The organism is Pseudomonas sp. TE3728 (genome assembly GCF_056279145.1).
In genome coordinates this window covers 331308-353389 of sequence record NZ_JBWBQT010000001.1, presented here as the reverse complement: position 1 = coordinate 353389, position 22082 = coordinate 331308, and the positions used below count along the sequence as shown (strand labels likewise).

Sequence of the window (22082 nt, the reverse complement as noted above, 5' to 3'; positions counted from 1 at the left end):
GACATAGCGCAGTGATGTCATTTAAATGTCAGGTACTGGCATATTAAAACGATAGGCGATGCCATTAATCAGTGGCTGATCGCCATATCCGCATACACCACAGGGAATAGGGTCCTCATGCAAGCCATTACTATCGTCACGGTCATTTGCCTGCCTTTAAATGCAATGTGGCACCCACCTCCAGAGTTTTAACCCCTCGTGACTGACGAGAAGCAACATCTCACCTATCGATAACCGTTAGTTATCGAAATATAAATGGCGACGTTTTCGATGCCAGGGGGTAACTATGCTTAATACAATTGCATCGCCACCCGAAGAGCGAATTGAAGTTCATGATCCTCAACGACTTAAACCACTGCTTGACCCAATCGTTGACCGATTGATTCATAACTTTCCGCAGACACTTCTGGAACTTGTGTCCCAAAACGGTTCTCCGCTGAATCTGGTATGGCCACATGCTTTTCACATCAACGCGACAGCCCTGCAAAGCGTGCTGAATCAATACGGCGTACGTCATGCCATTTTCTACGGTGCCAAGGCCAATAAGTCCCAGAGCTTGCTTGGCGCCGCCGCGACTGCGGGCATCGGTATCGATGTTTCCAGCGTCCATGAGCTGGATGCGGCGCTGCGTGCCGGCACCGCGCCGGAGCGTTTGTGCGCAACGGGCCCGGCCAAAACAACGGTGTTCCACCAGGCGCTGGTGCGTCATGGTTCGTTGATTTGCGTGGATTCGCTGGAAGAATTCGATCACCTGAAAGCCGTCGTAGATTTTCGTTCAACAGCCGCAAAAGCCAGGGTTTTACTGCGTTACAGGCCGCAGAGCTGCCCGGCAAGCCGATTTGGAATGGGGGCAAATGACCTCCTGCAGTGCCTGCAGTACCTGACCGAACATACCGACGCGTTCCATTTCGAAGGCTTTCATTTTCACCTCGGCGGCTATGGATTCGAGAGCCGCGCGCAGGCCTTTCGAGAGCTCAGCGGGTTTGTCGATGCCGCACGCGAAATGGGATTGACCCCGAGCATGATCGACATCGGCGGCGGCTTGCCGATGCGCTATATCGACCCTCAGGCTTATGCCGATTTCCTGGAGAACGACAATAAGCCCAGTGACTATTACAACCACTCAGTCCCGGACTCTTTTTATCCTTATGGCAGTAGCCTGACGGCTTGCCAATGGCTGGCATTGTTTCTGGAAGCCAATCATTCACCAGGACTTTCCATCGCGGCTTATTTGAAATCGCAAAACATCACCCTGGCGCTGGAGCCCGGCCGAAGTCTGGTTGATCAGGCGGCCATTTCATTGTTTCGTGTGACCCGCACCAAACAACTGGCCAACAACAAAACGGTCATATTCGTTGAAGGCAGCAGTTTTAGCGCCTGCGAAACATGGTTCGCGTCTGAATATCTGATCGATCCAATCCTGATCAGCACTCAAGTATCAGATCACATCCCCATACAGGTCTATATCGCAGGGCATAGTTGCCTGGATGACGATGTCATCACTTATCGATTAATCCATTTCAATACCTCACCCCCAGCCCGGCGATCTATTGATCTATGTCAATACTGCGGGCTATCAAATGGACTTGCTGGAGAACGAGTTTCATCGCCATCCCCTGCCCCGGCGGCTGATGGCGACCTGTTGTACGGAAGGTAACTACGCGTTTTCACCTGACTACTAAAGGGAATACTTGAAATGATATTGAATAAAGTTTCGGACCTTATTGGCAATACGCCCATGTTGGGAATTGTTGTTCCGGATACCCATGCCAGACTGTTGCTCAAGATTGAAAAGAACAACCCAGGCGGCAGCATAAAAGACCGCATGGCGCGCAACATGGTGCTGGCCGCCCTCAAGTCCGGGCGCCTCAAACCGGGTGGCGTGGTGGTCGAGTCTTCCTCCGGCAATACCGGCATCGGCCTGGCCATGGCGGCTGTCGAGTTCGGCCTGCATTTCATCGCCGTGGTCGATCACCATGCCGCCCAGGACAAGATCGCCGTGATGAAAGCGCTTGGCGCCGAGGTGCGCTTCGTCGCGGGCAACTATCGCGAGGATGAAGTCGCGGTGGTCGAACGCCAGCGACTGGCCGCCGAACTGGCCAATCAGATCCCCGGCGCCGTGTTCATGAACCAGTCCGACAACGCCGCGAATGCCGGCGGCTACAGCGATTTCGTGCGCGAGACCATTGCTCAGGCCGAAGGCAACATCGGTGCCTACGTCGGTTGCGTCGGTACCGGCGGCTCGATGACTGGCATCGCTCGCGGGCTGAAACTGCACAACCCGGACACCGTTACCGTGGCAGTGGAACCCGCCGGGTCGATCGTCTTTGGCCATCCCGGCTATCCATATTATCAGTCCGGCACCGGTACTCCCGCCGGCGACACCGTAGGGCTGGTGCTCGACTACAGCTGCATCGATCTGGGTGTGCAAGTCTCCGATTCCCAGGCGTTCGAAACCGCACGCTACATCGCTCGCCACATGGCGTTGCTGGTCGGCGGCTCCACCGGCGGCGCGATCTTCAAGGCCCTGGAGCTGATCCACAAAGGCGTACTCACCGGCAACGTGGTGGTGCCGATTGCCGATGGCGGTGAAAGGTACCTGCATACCGTGTTCGATGACAAATGGCTGGAGGAACGCGACCTGCTGGACCCGGACGTTGCGCCGCAGCTGGACATCTGGCTGGGCAAGACCCAATGGCTGGACGCGACCTCCACCCCGCTGCAACTGAGCGTTGCATGACCCCTTCCCCACTCAGGAACGCTCCAATGGAACCACTGAAAATCGCCATTTGTGGCGGTGGCAGGACCGGTCATCTCAACGCCATCCTGTTCAAGCAGCTGCACAATGTTCAGGTCTCGATGCTCACCAGCAACCCGGAGGTGATCGACCAGCACGCCCGCCATACGCCGATGCAAGCGCTGCTGCCGGACGGTTCGACGCTGAGCGCCCGGCTGGATCGGGTGACCATCGATGCGCGAGTCGCCGTAGAGGACGCCGATATCGTGATCATTACCGTGCCGGCCCATGCCCGACCGCAAATGCTGCAAGCCATCGCACCGCATCTGAGTGCGGATAAACCGGTCTACATCGGTGCGATTCCAGGCTTCTGCGGTTTCGACTGGCTAGCCGAAGCCGCACTGGCCGAACGGCCGAACCTGGTGATCTGGGGCATGAAAGATGTGCCGCACACCGCCTTCGATCTGAAACCCGGGCTCTCGATCAAAATGGGCGGCAGCAAAAGCCAGCTCTACGTCGCCACCCATGCCCGCGAATCGGACGCCTCCCGCCAACAGCTGCACACACTGCTCACCGTGTTGTATGGCCCGTGTGTGACGCTGCTGGACAACTACCTGGAAATCACCCTGACGCCGGGTAATCCGATCATGCACAGCTCGGTGATCTACGGGCTGATCGGGCCCTATGGCCAGTGGCATAGCAAGATCTTCCCGCAACGCATGTGTTGGTGGACCGAGTGCCCGGAGCTGGGCGCCTATTTCCTGGAACGTATGGATCAGGAAAGCCAGGATTTGTGCGCGGTGATCAGCCAGCGGCTGGGCGTCGATCTGTCTTCGGTCAAATCCTTGAAGCAGGAAATTGTCGAGGCTTACGGCGAGCAGATCCGCGACCAGAGCAGCATGTTGTCGATCCTGCGGACCAACCAGGCCTACAACGACATCCTCGCGCCCATGGTGCCCGCCGACAACAACCGCCCCGGCTACGTGATCGAACGGGAAAGCCGCGCCTTCAATGAAGACGTCGCCTACGGTTTGGTGTTGCTGGTGGAAATGGCCAGGCGTTTCGAGCTCAAGGTCCCCTACATCGAGGAAGTCCTGAACTGGAGCGTGGTCTACATGCAGGGCTTGCGCGATTCGGCGCTGGACTACTTCCCAAGCCATTGGCCGCGCACGGCATGAGTGGCGAGCCAACCCCTTCCTTTATTTCCCGACGAGCAGATAGCCGATATGGATGACCTCAAGACACTGATCGCCTTCTCCCGCAAAAACGCCCTGCGACGGTTGATCCGTTGCCTGTTTGCCGAAAACATTCTCGACCGCACGGCCCTGAGTTTTACCGCAGATGGCAAACAAGCCACCTTCGCGCTGAAGAGTGCACGCGCGCATTTATTCTTCTCCGACATCGCAATGGGGCCCGCCGATACGCTGGTCAATGACGGCGACGTGGTGCTGCTGACGGATGAAGGCGTACGCCAAGTGATCCACAGCCATCAGGACTTGCTGGATGTGCTGCGCGACAACTTCGACTTTGAGCCCAGTGACGAGGGTGTCGCGGGATTGAAATCCGACATGGAAAACAGCCTGCTGAATGATGCCCATGCTCGCCAGCATCGTCAGCAATGGAATGCCCGACTGGCCGAGCAAACCAAAGACAACGGGCTCGACAGTTTTACCGATTATCTTCGCCAGCACGCCAGCACCAAGGATGCGGCCATCCTGCTGGACCAATGGGGTTCGCTGGAAGGCCATCCGTATTACCCGACCTGGAAGTCCCGACCGGGCCTGAGCGATGCCGAAGTTACGCAATTGTCCCCGGAGTTCAACGCTCAGGTGCCGCTGCGCATTGCATCGCTGCGAGCCGACATGGCGAAAAGCGAAAGCATGCCCCACGTGACCAGTTATCACGCCTGGTTCGCCAGCAACTTTCCGGCGCAATGGGAACAATGGAAGGCTTCGCTCAACGCCAAAGGCCTGAACGAACTTCAGTGGTTGCCGTTGCCGATTCACGCCTGGCATTTGCAGGCATACGTACTCAAGACCTTCGCCGCGGAAATCGAAGAAGGCATCCTGATTACTGAAGGTCCGGACATTGCGACGCTGCCAACCATGTCGTACCGCACGATGATGCCGGCGCTCAACGAAAGCGCGCCGCTGATCAAATTGCCGATCGCACTATGGATGACCAGCGAGCTGCGCAGCCTGCAAGCCAAGTCGATTCACATGGGGCCGCGCATCAGCACGGTGATCACGCAGATTCTCGCCGCGGAAAACGGTTTCGATCAGCAACTGGAAATCTTCCCGGAAGAAATAGGCGTGCGGTACAAAAACGCCATCACCCAGGACGATGCGCCAGGTCGGCACTTGTCAGTGGTTTATCGCGCCAGTCAGCAAGCGTTCGAGCGCAGCGACAATTGCCTGCCGATCACCGTGGCCTCGCTGTTCACCCGCTTGCCCGGTAGCGGTCGACCGTTGTTCACCGACCTGATCGAGCGTGATGGGGTTCGGGCCAGCGCCGACAGTGTCGAACGCTGGTTCCGCCAATACGCCAAAGTCGTCACCCGGCCCGTGGTTGCGATCTATCTGTTGTACGGCATCGGGCTCGAAGCCCACCAGCAAAACACCATGGTGCTGTTTTCTCCGGATGGCAAAGCACGTAGTCTGCTGATCCGCGATTTCGGCGATGGCAGAACCTACGCACCGCTGCTTGAAGAGCGCGGCTACTCCCTGCAACCGCACGTGCAGCCGGGAATCCTGCCGACGGTTTTCGTCGACGATATCGAGCCGGTACGCATGTTTGTGCTGGACGCGGCGTTCCTCACGCACCTGCACGAAATGGCCCTGTGGCTGACGAAGGAGTACGCGTTGAACAACACACGGATGTGGGAGGTATTGTGTGAAGAAACCGAGCAGGCATTCGCCGCCGTGCGCGATCGTGTCTCGCCGGCACTGTGGGAAGTCGAACGCAAAGCGTTCATTCAGGACCCGTGGCCAACCCGATCGTTGTTGCGTATGCACTTGATGCAGTACTCCAACTATCGCTTGCAGCACACGCTGACCAACCCGCTTGATGCCGTTTAACCACCGAGGCTGACTCATGTCCCATGCAGGTGCCATCCAGGGTTCGAGCGTAAGAATCCTGATTTATCTTCTGTTCGCGATCCAGCTCATCTCCATGGGCGCGATGGAAATGAGCGGGCCGTTCTGGCCCGTCCACCTGCGTGGGCTGACGTCGTCGGAGTCGGTGATCAGCTTCGCCAGCATCGCCGTCTACGTCGGACCGATGCTGGGGATTATTCTGACCAGTGCATTCTGGGGTCGTATCGGCGACCGGTATGGCCACAAGTTGATGATGATCCGCGCCCTGGCCGGTTTGTCATTGACCCAGCTTGGGCTGGCCCTCTTCAGCGATATCTGGGTGATCCTGCTCCTGCGTTTTTTGCAGGGCGCGTTCGCCGGCTACATCGCCCCGGCCCAGGCTTACGGCGTCAGCATCGAAGCGCCTTCACGCCGGGCGCGGCTGTTTGCAATCCTGCAAATATCCACCAACGTCGGTTCGTTGCTCGGTGCCGTGGTCGGCGGGCTGATCCTCGATTACGCGACCTTCTTCTGGATCAACATCATTGCCGCGGCCCTCTGTGCGATCTGCACCGTGGTGGCGGCCGTGACCTTGCCGGATGTGCCACCGGTGAAGAAAGCCCCGGTGGTGGATGCCGCGGCACCGGTCAGCCGTTCAAGCAGCCTATGGCAAGGTTCACCACTGCTGTCGTTGCTCGGCGTGATGGGGATTCTGTTGCTGGCGCGAATGCTGCCGCAGACTTCGTTCTCGCTGTATGTCAGCTCGGTGTTCGAGGTCAGCAACTCGGTGGTCGGGCTGTGCTATGGCTTGCTGGCCTTGGGTTTCATCATCTCGGCTACGCCGTGGTCGCGCTACTTCGAACACCGTAGCCAGCAGGACACCCTGCACCGCATCACCTACATTGTCATCGGTTGCATAGGCCTGACCGCCGTGGCCGGCATCACCCGCAACCCGGTGGTGTTTGTCATTGCCTACTTCGTGTGGGGCGTGCTGCTGGGGGCGACGACGCCGGTGCTGATGGCGCTGATCTCGAAAACCGCCGACCGCTCACAGCAGGGTTACGTGCTGGGGATTGCCCAAAGTACCGCGCAGTTCGCCTCCATCGCAGGCATCTGCGCCGGTGGTTTGCTCAGCCAGGTCTACGGTTTGCAATACACCTACCTGTTTGTTTGCCTGGCCTATGTGGTCGCGCTGCTTCCGATTGTCGCCCTGCGCTATTGGCCGGTGGTGATGCAGCCGAGTCAGGTCCCGCCCGGCGACTGATCAAGGAGAATCCCGTTTGAACATTGAACAATTGCGTGCCGACACTCCGGGTGTCGAGCAACTGATCCACTTCAATAATGCCGGCGCGGCATTGATGCCCGATCCGGTCATCGATGTCATGACCCGTCACCTGCAACTCGAAGCAAGCCTGGGCGGTTACGAGGCAGCCGGACAACGGGCGTTTGAGCTGGAAAACGTTTATGGGTCCATTGGCCGCCTGATCAACGCCCGCCCGGACGAAATCGCGGTGATCGAAAACGCCACCCGAGCCTGGGACATGGCGTTCTATTCGTTGCCGTTGGGGCCGGGGGATGTGGTGCTGACGTCGACCACCGAATACGCCGGCAATTACATTCCCTATCTGCAACTGAAAAAGCTGCGCGGCATCGAGATCCGGATCATCCCCAATGATGAACAGGGCCAGGTATCGCTGCCAGCCTTGCAAGACATGCTCGGCGATGATCGCGTGGCGTTGGTGTCGTTGCCGGTGATCGCCACCAACGGCGGGCCGGTCCAGCCCATCGAGGAAATCGGCGCACTGGCACGTGCTGCGGGCGTACTGTTTTTGCTCGACGCTTGCCAGGGAGTCGGGCAAATGCCCATCGATGTGCAGAAAATCGGTTGCCACCTGCTCGCCGCCACCAGCCGCAAATACCTTCGCGGGCCACGGGGCATGGGTTTTCTCTATATCGAAAAGTCTCTATGCGAACGTCTGGAGCCGGCATTTCTGGACCTGCATTCGGCCGCCCTGTTGTCACCCGACAGCTACGAGATTCGTGCCGATGCCCGACGCTTCGAAAACTGGGAATGCAACGTCGCCGCGAAACTGGGGCTCGGCGCTGCGGTGGATTACGCCCTGACCCAAGGCATCGAGCCGATGTGGCAACGCATTCAACACTTGGCGAGCTACCTGCGCCACCGACTGGCCAACCTGCCCGGCGTCACCCCGCAGGATTCTGGCTCAGCCAAATCAGGCATCGTCACCTTTACCCATCAGGGGCACGGCGCGGCACAGGTGCAGCAATGGCTGGCGGGACAAGACAAACGGATCAACGTCACCACCTCGACGTTCCGCTCGACCCTGCTCGACATGCAGCAACGGGGCTTGCAGGAAGTCAGCCGCGCCTCGGTCCATGCCTACAACACCGAGGCCGAAATCGACGCGATGATTCACGCATTGGAACGCATGCCGCGAAGGTAAGCCACCGATTCCCCTCTTGCGTCGCAGGGTCACCGTCCATTAGGATTGGGAATACTTCTCAATCGCAAAAAATTATCATCCATGAGCGATACCCTGCCCGCGACCCACTACAATCATCTGCGCACAATCGAGGCCCTGTACAGCGGGCATCATGGCTGGCTGTACGCCACTCTGCGCAAAAAACTGGGCAACGCCATGGATGCGGCCGATCTTGCACAGGACACCTTTACTCGCATACTCGCTTCCCGGGTCGCGGTCATTGAGCAGCCTCGGGCTTACCTGAGCTGCGTGGCCAAGGGCATTCTGGTCAATTGGTATCAGCGCAAGGCGCTCGAACGCGCCTACCTGGATGCCTTGGCGTTGCTGCCCGCGCCCGAAGCGCCCTCCCCCGAACTGCGTTTCATGGTGCTGGAAACCCTGCACGAAATCGACGCGATGCTCGACTCCCTGCCCCCGCTGGTGAAGCGTACGTTTTTGCTGTCGCAGATCGGCGGGTTGAAGTACGAAGACATCGCCGCGCAACTGGGCGTCTCGCTGATTACCGTCAAGCGCTACATGAAGCAGGCTTTCGTGCAATGCCTGATGCTGGTGGAATGAATGTCGACTCGCCACAGTGACGCGCAAATCGATCCGCGAATTCTCGAAGAAGCCGCCGAGTGGCTGATGCGTCTGAGCGAAAGCGACTTCAATGAAACCCAGCGAGCCGAATGGGAATGCTGGCGCGTCAGCAGCCCCGAGCGTCATCGCGCCTGGGCTCGTGCGCAATTGCTGCAAAGCAAGCTCGGTGGGCTGCCACCGTCGCTGGCGATGTCAGCGCTGGATCGCCCAAGCAATCCTGAGCGACGCACCGCACTGGCAAAACTGGCGACCATCCTCGCGGTACTGCCCGCCGGCTGGGGCAGCTGGAAACTGGTGGAATCGCAGCAATGGACGGCCGACTACCGGACTGCCGTCGGCCAACGTCGTGAAATGACCTTGGCCGACGGTTCGCGCATCACCCTGAACACCGACACCGCCATCGATGTGCTGTTCGACGCTCACCAGCGACTGATCAACTTGCGCGAAGGCGAAATTCTGGTGCAGACCGCGCCGGATGTATTGCCCCTGGCCAGACCTTTTTTGGTCAGCACCCGTCAGGGGCGCATGCAGGCCTTGGGCACACGGTTTACCGTTCGCGAATGGCAGACCCGCACCCACCTTGCCGTGCTGGACGGCGCGGTCAGAGTCGAGTTACCCCGTGACAGTCACGTCGCCCCATTGATCGTCAATGCCGGGCAACGCACCGATTTTTCCGCGCAAGCCTTTGGCCGGTTGAACCCGGTGGACAGCGCCGTCAGCGCCTGGGCTCAAGGCATGTTGATGGCTGACAACGTACGTCTGGCCGACTTCCTCGCCGAACTGGCGCGCTATCGCAAAGGTTTCGTACGCTGCGACCCGGCCATTGCCGATCTGCGCATTTCCGGCGCCTTCCCCATCAGCGACACCCAACGCACCCTGAACATGCTCGTGCAAACGTACCCGGTGATCGCCACCGGGCATTTAAACGGCTATTGGGTCACGCTTTCTCCCGCCTGAGCTCGCAAAAAAAATATTGCGGCCCAGGTGATACTTTTTTTGATCTCGACTGGCTAGGGAAGGAAGAACTTCTCAACCTCGTCGAAAGGGTCATCACTCCATGTTCGTTGCACGCCCTCAGTGTTCGGATCGCTCGTTGAAACTGGCTGTCCGTAGCGCGTTGCTAAGCCTTGCCCTGACCGGTGCCGTCTGCTCGTCTGCCTCGGACGCCGCGCCGGTACAGCTGGATGCCGCCGCCACCCGCGCCTACAACATCGCGCCGGGGCCATTGGGTGCAACGTTGTCGAGATTTGCCGTGGACGCCGGCATTGCCCTGTCGTTTCAACCCTCGATGACCGAAGGCCTGACCAGCCCGGGCCTGTCGGGCACTTACTCGACGCAGGAAGCGCTGAGCCGATTGCTGGCCGGCAGCGGGCTGGAAATCGTCTCGCGCAATGACGGCAGCTATACCCTGGCACCGCGTCCGGCCGACAGTGCAGGCGGATTGACCCTTGACGAAACCACGGTCAATGGCATCGACGCTCGCACCAATAGCCTGCCGCCGGCTTATCCGGGCGGTCAGGTCGCTCGTGGTGGGCGCCTCGGCATGCTGGGCAACAAAGATGTGATGGACGCGCCCTTCAGCGTCAGCAACTACACCTCGGCACTGATGAAGGATCAGCAGGCGGTCACCGTGGCCGATGTACTGGAGCGTGACTCCTCGGTGCGCTCCACGGGCCAGACCGGTGGCATCGTCGACTCGTTCTTCATCCGTGGCTTCCCGGTGGGAGAAGGCAACCTCGGTGAGTTGGCGTTCGACGGCGTGTACGGCGTGGCCCCCAACTATCGGGTGTTCACCGAGTACGCCGAACGCATCGAAGTGATCAAAGGCCCTGGCGCCCTGCTCTACGGCATGTCACCCAACAGCAGCGTCGGTGGCGTGATCAACGTGGTGCCCAAGCGCTCTCTCGATGAAGACCTGACCCGGTTCACTGCCAGCTATGCCATGGACTCGCAGATCGGTGGGCACATCGACGTCAGTCGGCGCTTTGGTGAGGAACGCCAGTTCGGTGTGCGCATCAACGGCAGTACCCAGCAAGGCGACACCGCCATCGACGATCAATCCCGTGACGTCGATATCGGTTCGATCTCGCTGGATTATCAGGGTGACCGCCTGCGCACCACCCTGGACCTGATCAGCCAGAAGGAACAATTCGACGCCGCGTCACGACCGTTCCTCATTGCTTCCGGCGTGGACGTTCCATCCGCAGCCAATGGCCGTACCAACGTCAGCCAGGAATGGGGTTGGTCTGAAACCCGTGACAAATCCGCCTTGCTCGGTGCCGAGTACGACCTCAACGACGCCCTGACCGTGTTCGCCCACGCCGGCGGCGGCAAATCGGATGTCGCGCGAATGTCCGACCAGACCCCGACCATCCTCAACAGCGCTGGCGATACGCGCTCGGTTCCCGGCTATTACAAATTCGAAGTCGAGCGTTACACCGTCGATGCCGGTGCCCGCGTGCGCTTCGACACGGGCCCGATCAACCACAGCACCACCGTGCAGGTCACCCGTTACCGCGACGAGTTGTCCAGGGGCATCAACTCCGGGCCGGCGGTTCTGTCGAACATGTATCACCCGGTCGACCGTCCGAAGCCGTCGATTGCCAGCCCCGATGCGCTGAAAGTCTCCGAGACCGAGCTGTCCGGCGTGGCCCTGGCCGATACCCTGTCGATGATGGACGAACGTTTGCAGGTCACCCTCGGCCTGCGCAAGCAGAATATCCAGTCCGATAACTACAACACCGCCGGCGTGGTCACCACCTCGTACGATGAAAGCGAAACCACGCCGCTGTTCGGGGTGGTGGTCAAACCCTGGGATCACGTTTCGTTCTACTACAACTACATCGAAGGCTTGAGCAAAGGCGACATCGCGCCTGCCACGGCCTCGAACTCGGGCGAGATCTTCGCACCTTACATTTCCCGCCAACAGGAGGTCGGGGTCAAGGTCGACTACGGCACCTTCACTTCTACACTCGCCCTGTTCCAGATCAAGAAGCCCAGCGGCGAACTGGCCAACGGCGTGTTCTCGGTGCAAGGCGAGCAACGCAACCGTGGCGTCGAGTTGAACGTGTTCGGTGAAATCGCCCAGGGCACGCGCCTGCTCGGTGGTGTGACCCTGCTCGACGCCGAACTGACCAAAACCGGCACCGCCGCCAATCGCGGCAATAAACCGGTGGGTGTGCCCGAGGTTCAGGCCAACCTCTGGGCCGAATGGGACACCCCGTGGGTGGAGGGTTTGACGCTGACCAGCGGCGCGATCTACACCGGCAGCCAATACGTGAACCAGGCCAACACCCAGGAACTCGATCCATGGACCCGCTTCGATGTTGGTGCGCGTTACGCCACCCGCATCGCGGAACGCCCGACCACGTTCCGGGCGACGGTGCAGAACGTGTTCGATCGTGAGTACTGGTCCGGTGTCGCGTCTTACGGCGCTTTCTCCCAAGGTTCGCCGCGCACCCTGCAACTGTCGGCCACCGTCGATTTCTGAAAACGTTCAGCCCGAGCAGTGGCCTGAACCGCTGCTCGGGCTGGCCCTGTAAAGGCTTCAACCATGGCATCTGTTCATCGACACAGCCACGCCTTCGTTGCCCTGCTATTGGCAGGAGTGCTGGGCGTGGCGTTGTTTTTTTCACTGGCGCCGCGCAATGCGGTCGCCGCCGCTCAAGACCCTGCAGCAGTCACGGTGACTGACTTGCTGGGCCGCAAGGTCAAGGTGCACCTGCCGGTCAGACGGGTGATTCTCGGTGAAGGTCGACAGCTGTACTTGGTCGCCGCACTGGATACGCAGAATCCGATCGAGCGCATCGTCGGTTGGCGCAAAGACTTGATCCAGTCCGATCCGGACACCTATGGCGCCTACCTGCGCAAATTCCCCGACATCGCGAAGATCCCCACCTTCGGCGGCTTTGAAGACGGCACGTTCGACATCGAGCAAGCGATCTCGCAGCAGCCCGACGTGATCATCCTCAACATCGAAGCCCAACACGCCACCGAAGACGCTCGCTACATCGAGAAGCTCGACGCCCTGGGCATTCCGGTGGTCTATGTCGATTTTCGCAACAACCCGATGGACAACACCGAACCGACCATGCGCCTGTTCGGCAAGCTGTTCGGCAAGGAAGCGCGCGCCGAGGCGTTCATCGACTTTCGCAACCAGCAGATCCGCCGCGTCACCGACGTCATCAAGGCCAGTCAAGCGCCTCGCCCGAACGTGTTCATCGAGCGTATCGGCGGTTACACCGACGACTGTTGCCTGAGTTTCGGCAATGAGAACTTCGGTCGTTTCGTTGAAATGGCCGGCGGCAATAACATCGCCAAAGGCATCATTCCGGGCACCTTCGGCCAGTTGAACCCTGAACAGGTGATCGTCGCCAACCCGGATCACGTGGTCGTGACCAGTGCCAACTGGGAAGCCTTCGCGCCTAGTGGGCGTTGGATCGGCGTCGGCCCGGGCGCCGACCTCACAGAGGCCCGACGCAAACTGGCCTGGTACACCCAGCGCCCGGCATATGCCGGGATCAAGGCTCAGGACACTCAGGCGTTTCATGCGATCTGGCACCAGTTCTACAACAGCCCTTACCAATTCGTGGCCATCCAGCAACTCGCCAAATGGTTTCACCCGACGCTGTTTGCCGACCTCGATCCCGACGCTTCGTTTCGCGAACTGCATGAGCGATTCCTGCCGGTACCGTACGAGTCGGGTTACTTCGTCAGCCTGAAGGAGAGCCGTCAATGAGTTCTCTGGGTGAAGCGCAGATCGTACAGCGCGACACGTATCGCCAACTGGTGCTGCGCAAACGGCTGATCCTCGCGGCGTTGGTGGTGTTGCTGGTGTGCAGCGTGTTGCTGGATCTGGCCCTGGGCCCCGCCAGTTACAGTTTGAGCGAAGTGCTTAACGCGCTGTTTTCACCGGACACCGCCTCGGCGCAAGTGCGGGTGGTGATGTGGGAAATCCGTCTGCCGGTGGCGCTGATGGCAGTGGCGGTCGGTGCGGCGTTGTCGCTGGCCGGCGCGCAGATGCAGACCATCCTCAACAACCCTCTCGCCAGTCCTTTCACCTTGGGCATTTCTGCCGCCGCCAGTTTCGGCGCGGCCATGGGCCTGGCCTTCGGCGTGGCGCTGTTCCCGTTGGCGGCGCAGTACATGGTGCCGGTGAATGCCTTCATCATGGCGATGCTTTCCGCGCTGCTGATCCACTTCCTGAGCATGCGCCGTGGTGTGACGGCGGAAACCATCGTGCTGCTCGGCATTGCGCTGGTGTTCACCTTCAATGCGCTGTTGGCGCTGGTGCAGTTTTTCGCCACCGAACAAGCCGTCGCGGCGGTGGTGTTCTGGACCATGGGCAGTTTGACCAAAGCCACCTGGCCAAAACTCGGGGTGATCTGCCTGGTGATCCTGATCACCCTGCCGATCTTCGCCAAACGTGCCTGGGCTTTGACCGCCCTGCGCCTGGGCGATGACAAGGCCGCGAGTTTCGGGATCAACGTGCGCAGCCTGCGCTTTCAGACGCTGATCATGGTCAGCCTGCTCGCCTCGTTTCCGGTGGCGTTTGTTGGCACTATCGGTTTTATCGGGCTGGTCGGGCCGCATATAGCACGGATGCTGATCGGCGAAGATCAACGGTTCTTTTTACCCGCCTCGCTGCTGACCGGTTCGCTGATTCTGTCTGCCAGTTCGGTCGTCAGTAAAACCCTGATCCCGGGTGCGATATTTCCCATCGGCGTGGTCACCTCGCTGATCGGCGTACCGTTCTTCATATCTCTGATTCTCAGCGGGAAGAAAAACTCATGGTGAAGATCCAGCTTGAGAACCTTGGCGCCCGCTACGGCCAGCGCGAGATCATTTGCGGCGTGACCACCGCGACCTTCACCGGTGGCCAGGTGGTCGCCGTGGTCGGGCCGAACGCGGCGGGCAAGTCGACACTGTTCAAACGCATGGCCGGGCTGATCGACGGGCCAGGACAAGTCATTCTGCAAAACTCGAAAAAAGGCTCACGAGGCATCAGCTACATGCCTCAAGGCCTGAATGCCAGCGCACGTCTGACGGTTTACGAGTCGGTGTTGCTGGCGCGCAAACAACTGACGCCTGGCTGGGTCGTGCACGACGACGAGTTGAGGCTGGTGGACGACATCCTCGGCGCGCTGGGGATCACCGAGCTGTCCTTTCGTAACCTCGGCGAACTCAGCGGCGGCCAGCAACAGCTGGTGTCGATTGCGCAAACCCTGGTGCGCGAACCGGAAATCTTGCTGATGGACGAACCGACCAGCGCCCTCGACATGCATCGGCAGGTGCAAGTGCTGAACTTCATGCGCGCACTGGCGCGCAAACGCGAGGTGATTGTGTTCATCGCGATCCACGACCTGAATCAGGCCCTGCGCTTCGCCGATCAGGTGCTGGTCATCGCCAACGGCACCAGCCACGGCAGCGGGCCCAGCGATGAAGTGATCACTGAGCAGATGCTGCGCGAGGTCTACAAGGTCGAAGCGCGTATCGAGAAATGCAGCCGTGCCCAGAGTCACATTCTGATCGACGATATCGTCTGAAACCCGCCGTCAAAGGTCGAAGCGATCAACCGCCCGACGGCGTTCATTGTCGTCGCGCACATCGTAATTGGCCGTGGTCTGGATGTTGCTGTGATGGGCCAGTTTCTGGGCGATCGACAGGTCGTGCTCTTCAATCACTCGAGTGATGAACGACCGCCTAAAATCGTGCGGCATGATTTTCACCCCGACCTGCGCACCGCGTTGCCGGGCAATGTAGTAAATCGCATGCTTGGTGATGCGCTCGCGGGTAATGTGGCTGCCACGGCGGATGCGGTTGAACAGGAACGGATCATCCGTCTCGCCCTCCTTTAACTGCGAACGCCGCAACTCCAGCCACGCATCCAGTTTGGCGAAGGCCCAGGCTGGCGCGTACTTGATCAACTGTTTGTTGCCCTTGGCGGTGACGCACAGGCTGCGTTCGGTGAAGTCCACCTGGGCCAGGTCCAGATTCACCGACTCCGATTTGCGCATCCCCGAACCGTACAGAATCCCGATGATTGCCGCATCCCGTAGCCCTTGTGGCCGTGGATCGGCGGCGCAGACCTCCATCAGATCGCGGATCAAGGTGCGCTTGAGGTTGCGCCCCTGGGACAGTCGCGTGCCGGCAATGCCTTTGACCGAACGCATTTTCAGCAGATGCTCCTGACTGATCAGGCTCATGCGCCACGCTTCGTTCATCACCCCGCGCACCGCATTAACGTAGAGCGACGAGGTATTGGGCGCGTAGCCGTCTTCGCGCAAGGTCGCCACCAGTGCAACGACATCCTCGGGCTGCAGTTGATGCCAGGGAATCTCTTCGATGTTCATGTCTTCGAAGTCCAGACGGTCGGCGGCGTCCTGCAATACATAACGCATGGTCAACTGGCTGGACGGTGCCAGACGCGCCAGGTACAGGGTTAACGGGTTGGCTTTGGAAACGCTGGATTCAGTAGCAGGTAAGTCAATCAATGAAACGGCCTTGAAATGAATAAAGTTCAACAAAACAACTGAACAATGAAATTTACTTAAGATAAAAACGAGGGATTTCTGTCGGGCTATTACCTGCATTCGACCAGCCCGAGGGGCCGTCACGCTGCCGGTCATGGCCGAAAAAGTCAATTGATGGCTTCTTGGCTTATCGCCAATGCCAAACGTCTGCTTGACTGGATATCAACGGTTGCAATGAGCGAGACCACTATGCTGGCCGGCGCCGCTTCTGGCCTGGCCTGACGCCTGAAACGCCCCGACGTGGCGTTATACAACACGATAGGCGAATTGAAATATGACCTCGCCTATCCTGATTCAGTGAAGCAGCGAGTCGACCCGGACAAGGTGCGACAGTGGATGCGCGAAGCCCGCCAGAGTGGTTCGGTCGGCGTGGTGATGTGGGTCAAGGGCGATGGCGAGCTGCAAGAAATCGAACGACTGCCCAAGGATGGCAAACGTCATGAACAAGGCAACCTGGTGATTCTGATCTTTCCTCAGGGGGTGTCATGAGCCTGCTGCTCGTATTGGCTGCCTGCCTGCTGACCTGCCTGGGCCAAATCGCCCAGAAATACGCCGTGGAAAGTTGGCGCGGCAAGACGTCGGGCTGGGGCGAGAAACTGCGCTCGCCGTGGCTGTGGCTGGCGCTCGCCTCTCTGGGATTGGGCTTGCTGGTCTGGCTGCTGGTGTTGCAGCGCCTCGAAGTCGGCGTCGCCTATCCCATGCTCAGCCTGAATTTTGTGTTGATCACACTGGTCGCCCGCTTCGTCTTTCATGAAACCATCGACCGCCGTCACTGGCTGGGCGTGGCGCTGGTAATCGCTGGCGTGGCGCTGCTGGGGCAACACGCATGAGCCTGCGTCGCGGACTCGCCTTCGCCTTGGGCAGCGTGCTGCTGGGCAGCGCCGCGCAGTTGGGTATGCGTTGGAGCATGACCCGCCTGCCCCATCCCGAACAATTGATATCCGCCTTGAGCAACGGCAGCGTCGATGTGTCCGCCGTAGTCGCCGTGCTGGCCGCCATTCTCGCCTATGCCGTGTCGATGTTCACCTGGCTCGCCGCCCTGCGGGATTTGCCCCTGGGGCGGGCGTATTCACTGCTGAGCATCAGCTACGCGCTGGTGTACGTGCTGGCCGCCAGCCTGCCGCTGTTCAACGAATCTTTCAGCCTTTCGAAAACCCTGGGGGTGGCGCTGGTCATCCTCGGTGTCATCACCATCAACTCTCGACCTGCTCACGCGTCCACTATCAGGAGAGCTCCATGAAAATCAGCGTATTTGGTAGCGGTTATGTCGGCCTGGTGCAAGCTGCCGTCCTGGCTGAAGTCGGCCACGACGTGGTGTGCATGGACATTGACGAGAAGAAGGTTGCGTTGCTGCAACAAGGCCATGTCAGCATCTTCGAACCGGGGCTGGCCAGCCTGGTGCGCGAAAGCCTGGAAGCCAAACGGCTGCAGTTCACCACCGAGGAAAAATTCGCGGTGCAACATGGCCAGGTGCTGTTCATCGCCGTCGGCACGCCGTCCCGGGACGATGGTTCAGCGGACCTGCGCCACGTGCTGTCGGTGGGTGAAGCGGTGGCGCGTCATCGTGAACAACCGGTGATTCTGGTGGAGAAATCCACGGTACCGGTGGGCACGGGCGATACGTTGCGCGCGCATATCGAAAAGTGCTTGCTCAAGGTCGGTCGACTGCTGCAGTTCGATATCGTCTCCAACCCCGAGTTTCTCAAGGAAGGTTCGGCCGTGGCCGATTGCCGGCGCCCGGACCGCATCATCATCGGCTGTGAACGCGATGATGTGCGCGATGTGATGCGCGATCTCTACGCCCCGTTCAACCGCAACCATGACCGCATCATGTTCATGGACCTGCGCAGCGCCGAGCTGACCAAATACGCCGCCAACTGCATGCTGGCGACCAAGATCAGTTTCATCAACCAGATCGCCGAGCTGGCCGAACACCTGGGCGCCGACATCGAATCGGTGCGGCTGGGCATCGGCGCCGATTCACGCATCGGTTATCACTTCATCTATCCCGGCTGCGGTTACGGTGGCTCGTGTTTCCCCAAGGACATGCGCGCGCTGATTCACAGTGCCGAAGTGGCCCATTGCTCCAGCGACCTGCTGCAAGCAGTGGAAGCCATCAACCAGCGGCAGAAACACAAACTGTTCGAACGCATCAACGCCTTCTACAAGGGCGACTTGCGCGGCAGAACCTTCGCCGTGTGGGGCCTGGCCTTCAAGCCCAACACCGACGACATGCGCGATGCGCCGAGCCGGGTGCTGCTGGAATCGCTGTGGGCTGCCGGGGCCCATGTGCGGGCGTTCGACCCGGAAGCCATGCAGGAAACCCAACAACTTTATCCTGACGAATCGAAGCTGATGCTCATGGGTACGCCGGAATCGGTGCTCGCGGGTGCCGACGCTTTGATCATCTGCACCGAATGGCAGCAATTCAAGGCGCCGGACTTCGATCTGATCCAGCAACGGCTTAATGCTCCGGTGATCTTCGACGGGCGCAACCTGTACGACGCCGAACGCCTGGCCCGCAGTGGTTTTCTGTACTTCCCGATGGGCCGTGGCGAATCACGCAACCTGCCGATTCCCCATCAGCAATGGCCAGCGGCCTCGGTCGTGGCGTGACGCGCCCATCTTCCAGCCCCCCTTTGTGGAGCTGCCGAAGGCTGCGATCTTTTGGCGGCTTCAAAGTTGCCGAAAATCAAGATCAAAAGATCGCAGCCTGCGGCAGCTCCTACACAAAGCTCGGTGTACGCAGGCTTTGTAGGCGCCGCCGAAGGCTGCGATCTTTTGGCGGCTTCGAAGTTGCCGAAGATCAAGATCAAAAGATCGCAGTCTGCGGCAGTTCCTACATAGAAGTATTGTCTGTTGGTTATTGTTAGCCATGCTTGAACACTTGCGTTTGAGGTCAAACCGACGCCTTCAAATCCACCCCCAACGCTTGGGCAAACGCCTTCACCAGCGGACTGCGCACAGTGTTGTGACGCAGGATCAGATTGAACGGCGTGACGATGTTGATCAGGTCCGGCCGCACCGCCCGAAACTGCCCCTGAGCCACCAGGGTTGCCGCGTAATGCTCGGGCAGAAAACCCACGAAACGGCCGGTCTTGACCAGCAGCGCCACGGCTTCCACTTGAGTTGCCGATGCGGAAAAGCTGTCGTAGCGGGCAAAATTCAGTTTGTCTCGATGGATCGCGTAACGGTGGTTAATGCACTCGTAATCCTGCAACACATTGCTGCCCATCTCCGCCTCCGGCACCGAGAACAGCGGATGGCCGACGGCGCAATACACGTACGAGCGTTCCTCATAAAGCGGAAAGTAATCGAACTCCTCTCTTCTCTGATAAACCGGCACGATCCCGGCCACTAACCGCCCCTCGACTACGCCTCTTTCTACCTCATCTAACTGAGACGCTTGAAGTTGAAACCTTACTTTTGGCGACTCTTCATTTATTTTTCTAAGCGCCGCAACTAACGGTGAATTATCGTCGGTGATCGCATTATCAATAACACCCACCCCAAGGTCGCCAATAAGTTCGTTCTGCGCCGAACTAAGCCGATCACGGAAGTTATCGACCGAGGCAAATAAATCGATTGATGCCTGGTACACCAGACGCCCTTCTTCGGTCAGGTGAAACCCTTCCCGCCCTCGGGTACACAGGCGCATGCCAATGCGAATCTCGAGGTCCGAGATCTGTTTGCTGATGGCCGCCAGGCCCACATTCAGCTCATTCTGCGCTGCGCTGAAGCCGCCAGCCTCGACCACAGCCTTGAATACTTTGAGCAGTTTGAAGTCCAGACCGCTGAGGGCCAGCGGTGCCCGATGCACCGATTTTAGCGGCGGGTTTCCGGAATTGGAAAGTGGGGTTTCCATAATGCTTATTTACCTCTGGCGCCCTATTCAACAATCTGTGCCCAACAACAAAAACAGTGCTGGCTAATAATAATGAACACAGAAAACAAGGCTTGGCAACCGTTAATAAATCCCGTCAATCAGTGCCAACTCACTGATTTCGAACTATTAAAAGCTGACACTTCGACGTAGGAGCTGCCGAAGGCTGCGATCTTTTGATCTTGATCTTTTATGGGTCAATCAAGATCAAAAGATCGCAGCCTTCGGCAGCTCCTACATGAGATATCGCTTCGATCTGACGGCATACCGATTTCAATTCGCTCTACGACGAGGAAAACAACAATGTCTCAATCCACCGACCGTCTCTGGGGTGCCCGCTTCAAGAGCGGCCCGTCCGAAGCCCTGGCGGCCCTGTCCCGTTGTCCCGAGCGCTACTTTCGCCTCACCCCGTACGACCTCGCCGGCTCCAAGGCGCATGCCCGGGAATTGCAGCGCGCAGGGCTTCTGAGCGAGCAGGAAACCCAGACCATGCTCGACGCCCTGGAGCGTATCGGTGATGACTTCCGTGCCGGCAGCATCGCGCCGACGCTGGATGACGAAGACGTCCATACGTTCATCGAGCGCCTGCTGACCGAACGCCTCGGCACACTGGGCGGCAAGCTGCGCGCTGGCCGCTCGCGCAACGACCAGACCGCCAATGACCTGCGCCTGTTCCTGCGTGATCACGTGCGTACCCTGGCCGTTGAAGTGCTGGCCTTGCAACAAGCGCTGGTGGATCAGGCCGAGCAACACATCGAGAGCATCTGCCCTGGGTTCACCCACTTGCAACAGGCCCAGCCAATCGTCTTCGCTCATCACTTGCTGGCTCATGCCCAATCGATGCTGCGTGACGTGCAGCGCCTGGTGGATTGGGATGTGCGCACCTCGCTGTCGCCACTCGGCGCGGCGGCCATGGCCGGTTCCGCCATCGCGCGTCTGCCGCAGCAGTCGGCCAAGGAAATGGGCTACAGCGGCGTGTGTGAAACTCCATCGACGCCGTGGCCAGCCGCGATCACGTTGCCGAGTTTCTGTTTATCGCCAGCATGCTGGGGATCAACATTTCCCGCCTCGCCGAAGAGTTCTGCCTGTGGTCGTCGCGGCAATTTCGCTGGGTCGCGCTGGACGATGCCTACGCCACCGGCAGTTCGATCATGCCGCAGAAGAAAAACCCGGACATCGCCGAACTGGCTCGGGGCAAGGCCGGTCGCCTGATCGGTAACCTGACCGGTTTGCTGTCGACCCTCAAATCCCTGCCGCTGTCGTACAACCGCGACTTGAGTGAGGACAAGAACGGCGTGCTCGACAGCGTCGACACGCTGCTGCTGGTGCTGCCGGCCATGGCCGGAATGGTCGCGACCATGAAGGTCAACGTCGAAGAACTGCGTCGTCAGGCCCCGCTGGGTTTCACCCTCGCTACCGAAGTGGCCGACTGGCTGGCGGTGCGCGGCGTGCCGTTCAAGGAAGCTCACGAAATCACCGGTGCACTGGTCCAGGCCTGTGAGAAACATGAGATCGAATTGTGGGAAGCATCCCCGGCGCTGCTGGCCGAGATCGATTCGCGCCTCAAACCTGAAGTGCGCGACAGCCTGACGCTGGAAGCCGCCATCGCCGCCCGCAGCGGCTGGGGTGGCACCGCGCCGCAACAGGTGCGCGAGCAGATCGGCCGTCTGAAAACTGCCCTTGCGGCGCAGCACGAATGGACCGAGAACTATCAGGGCTTCCGGCTCTGAATCAACGCCACCAAACCTGTGGGAGCGAGCCTGCTCGCGATAG

General features: G+C 59.5%; 17 protein-coding genes and 2 pseudogenes. 17 read left to right on the top strand and 2 right to left on the bottom strand.

What is annotated here, in order from left to right; genetic code table 11:
• The first annotated feature begins 286 nt into the window (after window positions 1–286).
• From ACZ89R_RS01565 to ACZ89R_RS01510, 12 genes are all read left to right on the top strand, one after another.
• Window positions 287–1657: a type III PLP-dependent enzyme domain-containing protein gene (locus tag ACZ89R_RS01565; protein WP_429546963.1), complete on the top strand. Its 1371-nt coding sequence runs from the start codon at window positions 287–289 to the stop codon at window positions 1655–1657.
• A gap of 39 nt (window positions 1658–1696) precedes the next feature.
• Window positions 1697–2740, top strand: a complete 1044-nt coding sequence (locus tag ACZ89R_RS01560) for a PLP-dependent cysteine synthase family protein (protein WP_429546964.1) — start codon at window positions 1697–1699, stop codon at window positions 2738–2740.
• Between the two features lie 26 nt (window positions 2741–2766).
• On the top strand, window positions 2767–3915 hold the full coding sequence (locus ACZ89R_RS01555) for an NAD/NADP octopine/nopaline dehydrogenase family protein (RefSeq protein WP_429546965.1): 1149 nt from the start codon (window positions 2767–2769) through the stop codon (window positions 3913–3915).
• A gap of 48 nt (window positions 3916–3963) precedes the next feature.
• Window positions 3964–5814, top strand: a complete 1851-nt coding sequence (locus ACZ89R_RS01550; protein ID WP_429546966.1) for an IucA/IucC family protein — start codon at window positions 3964–3966, stop codon at window positions 5812–5814.
• A 16-nt stretch (window positions 5815–5830) separates the two neighbouring features.
• Entirely contained in the window at window positions 5831–7075 is a 1245-nt protein-coding gene (locus tag ACZ89R_RS01545) for an MFS transporter (protein WP_429546967.1), read from the top strand.
• A gap of 16 nt (window positions 7076–7091) precedes the next feature.
• Complete coding sequence (locus tag ACZ89R_RS01540; protein ID WP_429546968.1) at window positions 7092–8276, top strand: aminotransferase class V-fold PLP-dependent enzyme; 1185 nt, start codon at window positions 7092–7094, stop codon at window positions 8274–8276.
• Between the two features lie 81 nt (window positions 8277–8357).
• Complete coding sequence (locus ACZ89R_RS01535) at window positions 8358–8873, top strand: sigma-70 family RNA polymerase sigma factor (RefSeq protein WP_429546969.1); 516 nt, start codon at window positions 8358–8360, stop codon at window positions 8871–8873.
• Window positions 8874–9851 (top strand): FecR domain-containing protein, encoded by a 978-nt coding sequence (locus ACZ89R_RS01530; protein WP_429546970.1) that lies wholly within the window; start codon window positions 8874–8876, stop codon window positions 9849–9851. It begins immediately after the preceding gene.
• 100 nt (window positions 9852–9951) lie between these two features.
• Entirely contained in the window at window positions 9952–12384 is a 2433-nt protein-coding gene (locus ACZ89R_RS01525) for a TonB-dependent siderophore receptor (RefSeq protein ID WP_429546971.1), read from the top strand.
• A gap of 63 nt (window positions 12385–12447) precedes the next feature.
• Window positions 12448–13632, top strand: a complete 1185-nt coding sequence (locus tag ACZ89R_RS01520) for an ABC transporter substrate-binding protein (protein ID WP_429546972.1) — start codon at window positions 12448–12450, stop codon at window positions 13630–13632.
• Window positions 13629–14690 (top strand): FecCD family ABC transporter permease, encoded by a 1062-nt coding sequence (locus ACZ89R_RS01515; RefSeq protein WP_038983252.1) that lies wholly within the window; start codon window positions 13629–13631, stop codon window positions 14688–14690. Before ACZ89R_RS01520 ends, ACZ89R_RS01515 begins: the two co-directional genes overlap by 4 nt.
• The gene (locus ACZ89R_RS01510) at window positions 14684–15439 is read left to right on the top strand and encodes an ABC transporter ATP-binding protein (protein WP_429546973.1); all 756 of its coding nucleotides are present in this window, start codon (window positions 14684–14686) and stop codon (window positions 15437–15439) included. Before ACZ89R_RS01515 ends, ACZ89R_RS01510 begins: the two co-directional genes overlap by 7 nt.
• 9 nt (window positions 15440–15448) lie before the next feature.
• Here the strand turns inward: ACZ89R_RS01510 and ACZ89R_RS01505 are convergent, their stop codons facing one another.
• Complete coding sequence (locus ACZ89R_RS01505; RefSeq protein ID WP_429546974.1) at window positions 15449–16387, bottom strand: site-specific integrase; 939 nt, start codon at window positions 16385–16387, stop codon at window positions 15449–15451.
• Between the two features lie 237 nt (window positions 16388–16624).
• Between ACZ89R_RS01505 and ACZ89R_RS01500 the strand changes: the two are divergent.
• From ACZ89R_RS01500 to ACZ89R_RS01485, 4 genes and pseudogenes are all read left to right on the top strand, one after another.
• Window positions 16625–16915 (top strand): annotated as a pseudogene (locus tag ACZ89R_RS01500) (lipid IV(A) 4-amino-4-deoxy-L-arabinosyltransferase); the annotation flags it as partial.
• On the top strand, window positions 16912–17256 hold the full coding sequence (gene arnE / locus ACZ89R_RS01495) for a 4-amino-4-deoxy-L-arabinose-phosphoundecaprenol flippase subunit ArnE (protein ID WP_008072369.1): 345 nt from the start codon (window positions 16912–16914) through the stop codon (window positions 17254–17256). The pseudogene ACZ89R_RS01500 and the gene arnE, both read left to right, overlap by 4 nt.
• Entirely contained in the window at window positions 17253–17666 is a 414-nt protein-coding gene (gene arnF, locus ACZ89R_RS01490) for a 4-amino-4-deoxy-L-arabinose-phosphoundecaprenol flippase subunit ArnF (protein WP_429546975.1), read from the top strand. The genes arnE and arnF overlap by 4 nt, the downstream gene beginning before the upstream one ends.
• Entirely contained in the window at window positions 17663–19042 is a 1380-nt protein-coding gene (locus tag ACZ89R_RS01485) for a UDP-glucose dehydrogenase family protein (protein ID WP_429546976.1), read from the top strand. Before arnF ends, ACZ89R_RS01485 begins: the two co-directional genes overlap by 4 nt.
• 283 nt (window positions 19043–19325) lie before the next feature.
• Here the strand turns inward: ACZ89R_RS01485 and ACZ89R_RS01480 are convergent, their stop codons facing one another.
• Entirely contained in the window at window positions 19326–20291 is a 966-nt protein-coding gene (locus ACZ89R_RS01480) for a LysR family transcriptional regulator (protein ID WP_429546977.1), read from the bottom strand.
• Window positions 20292–20612: 321 nt separating this feature from the next.
• On the opposite strand from ACZ89R_RS01480, the pseudogene argH reads away from it, so the two are divergent.
• Window positions 20613–22039, top strand: a pseudogene (gene argH, locus ACZ89R_RS01475) (argininosuccinate lyase).
• Window positions 22040–22082: the final 43 nt, after the last annotated feature.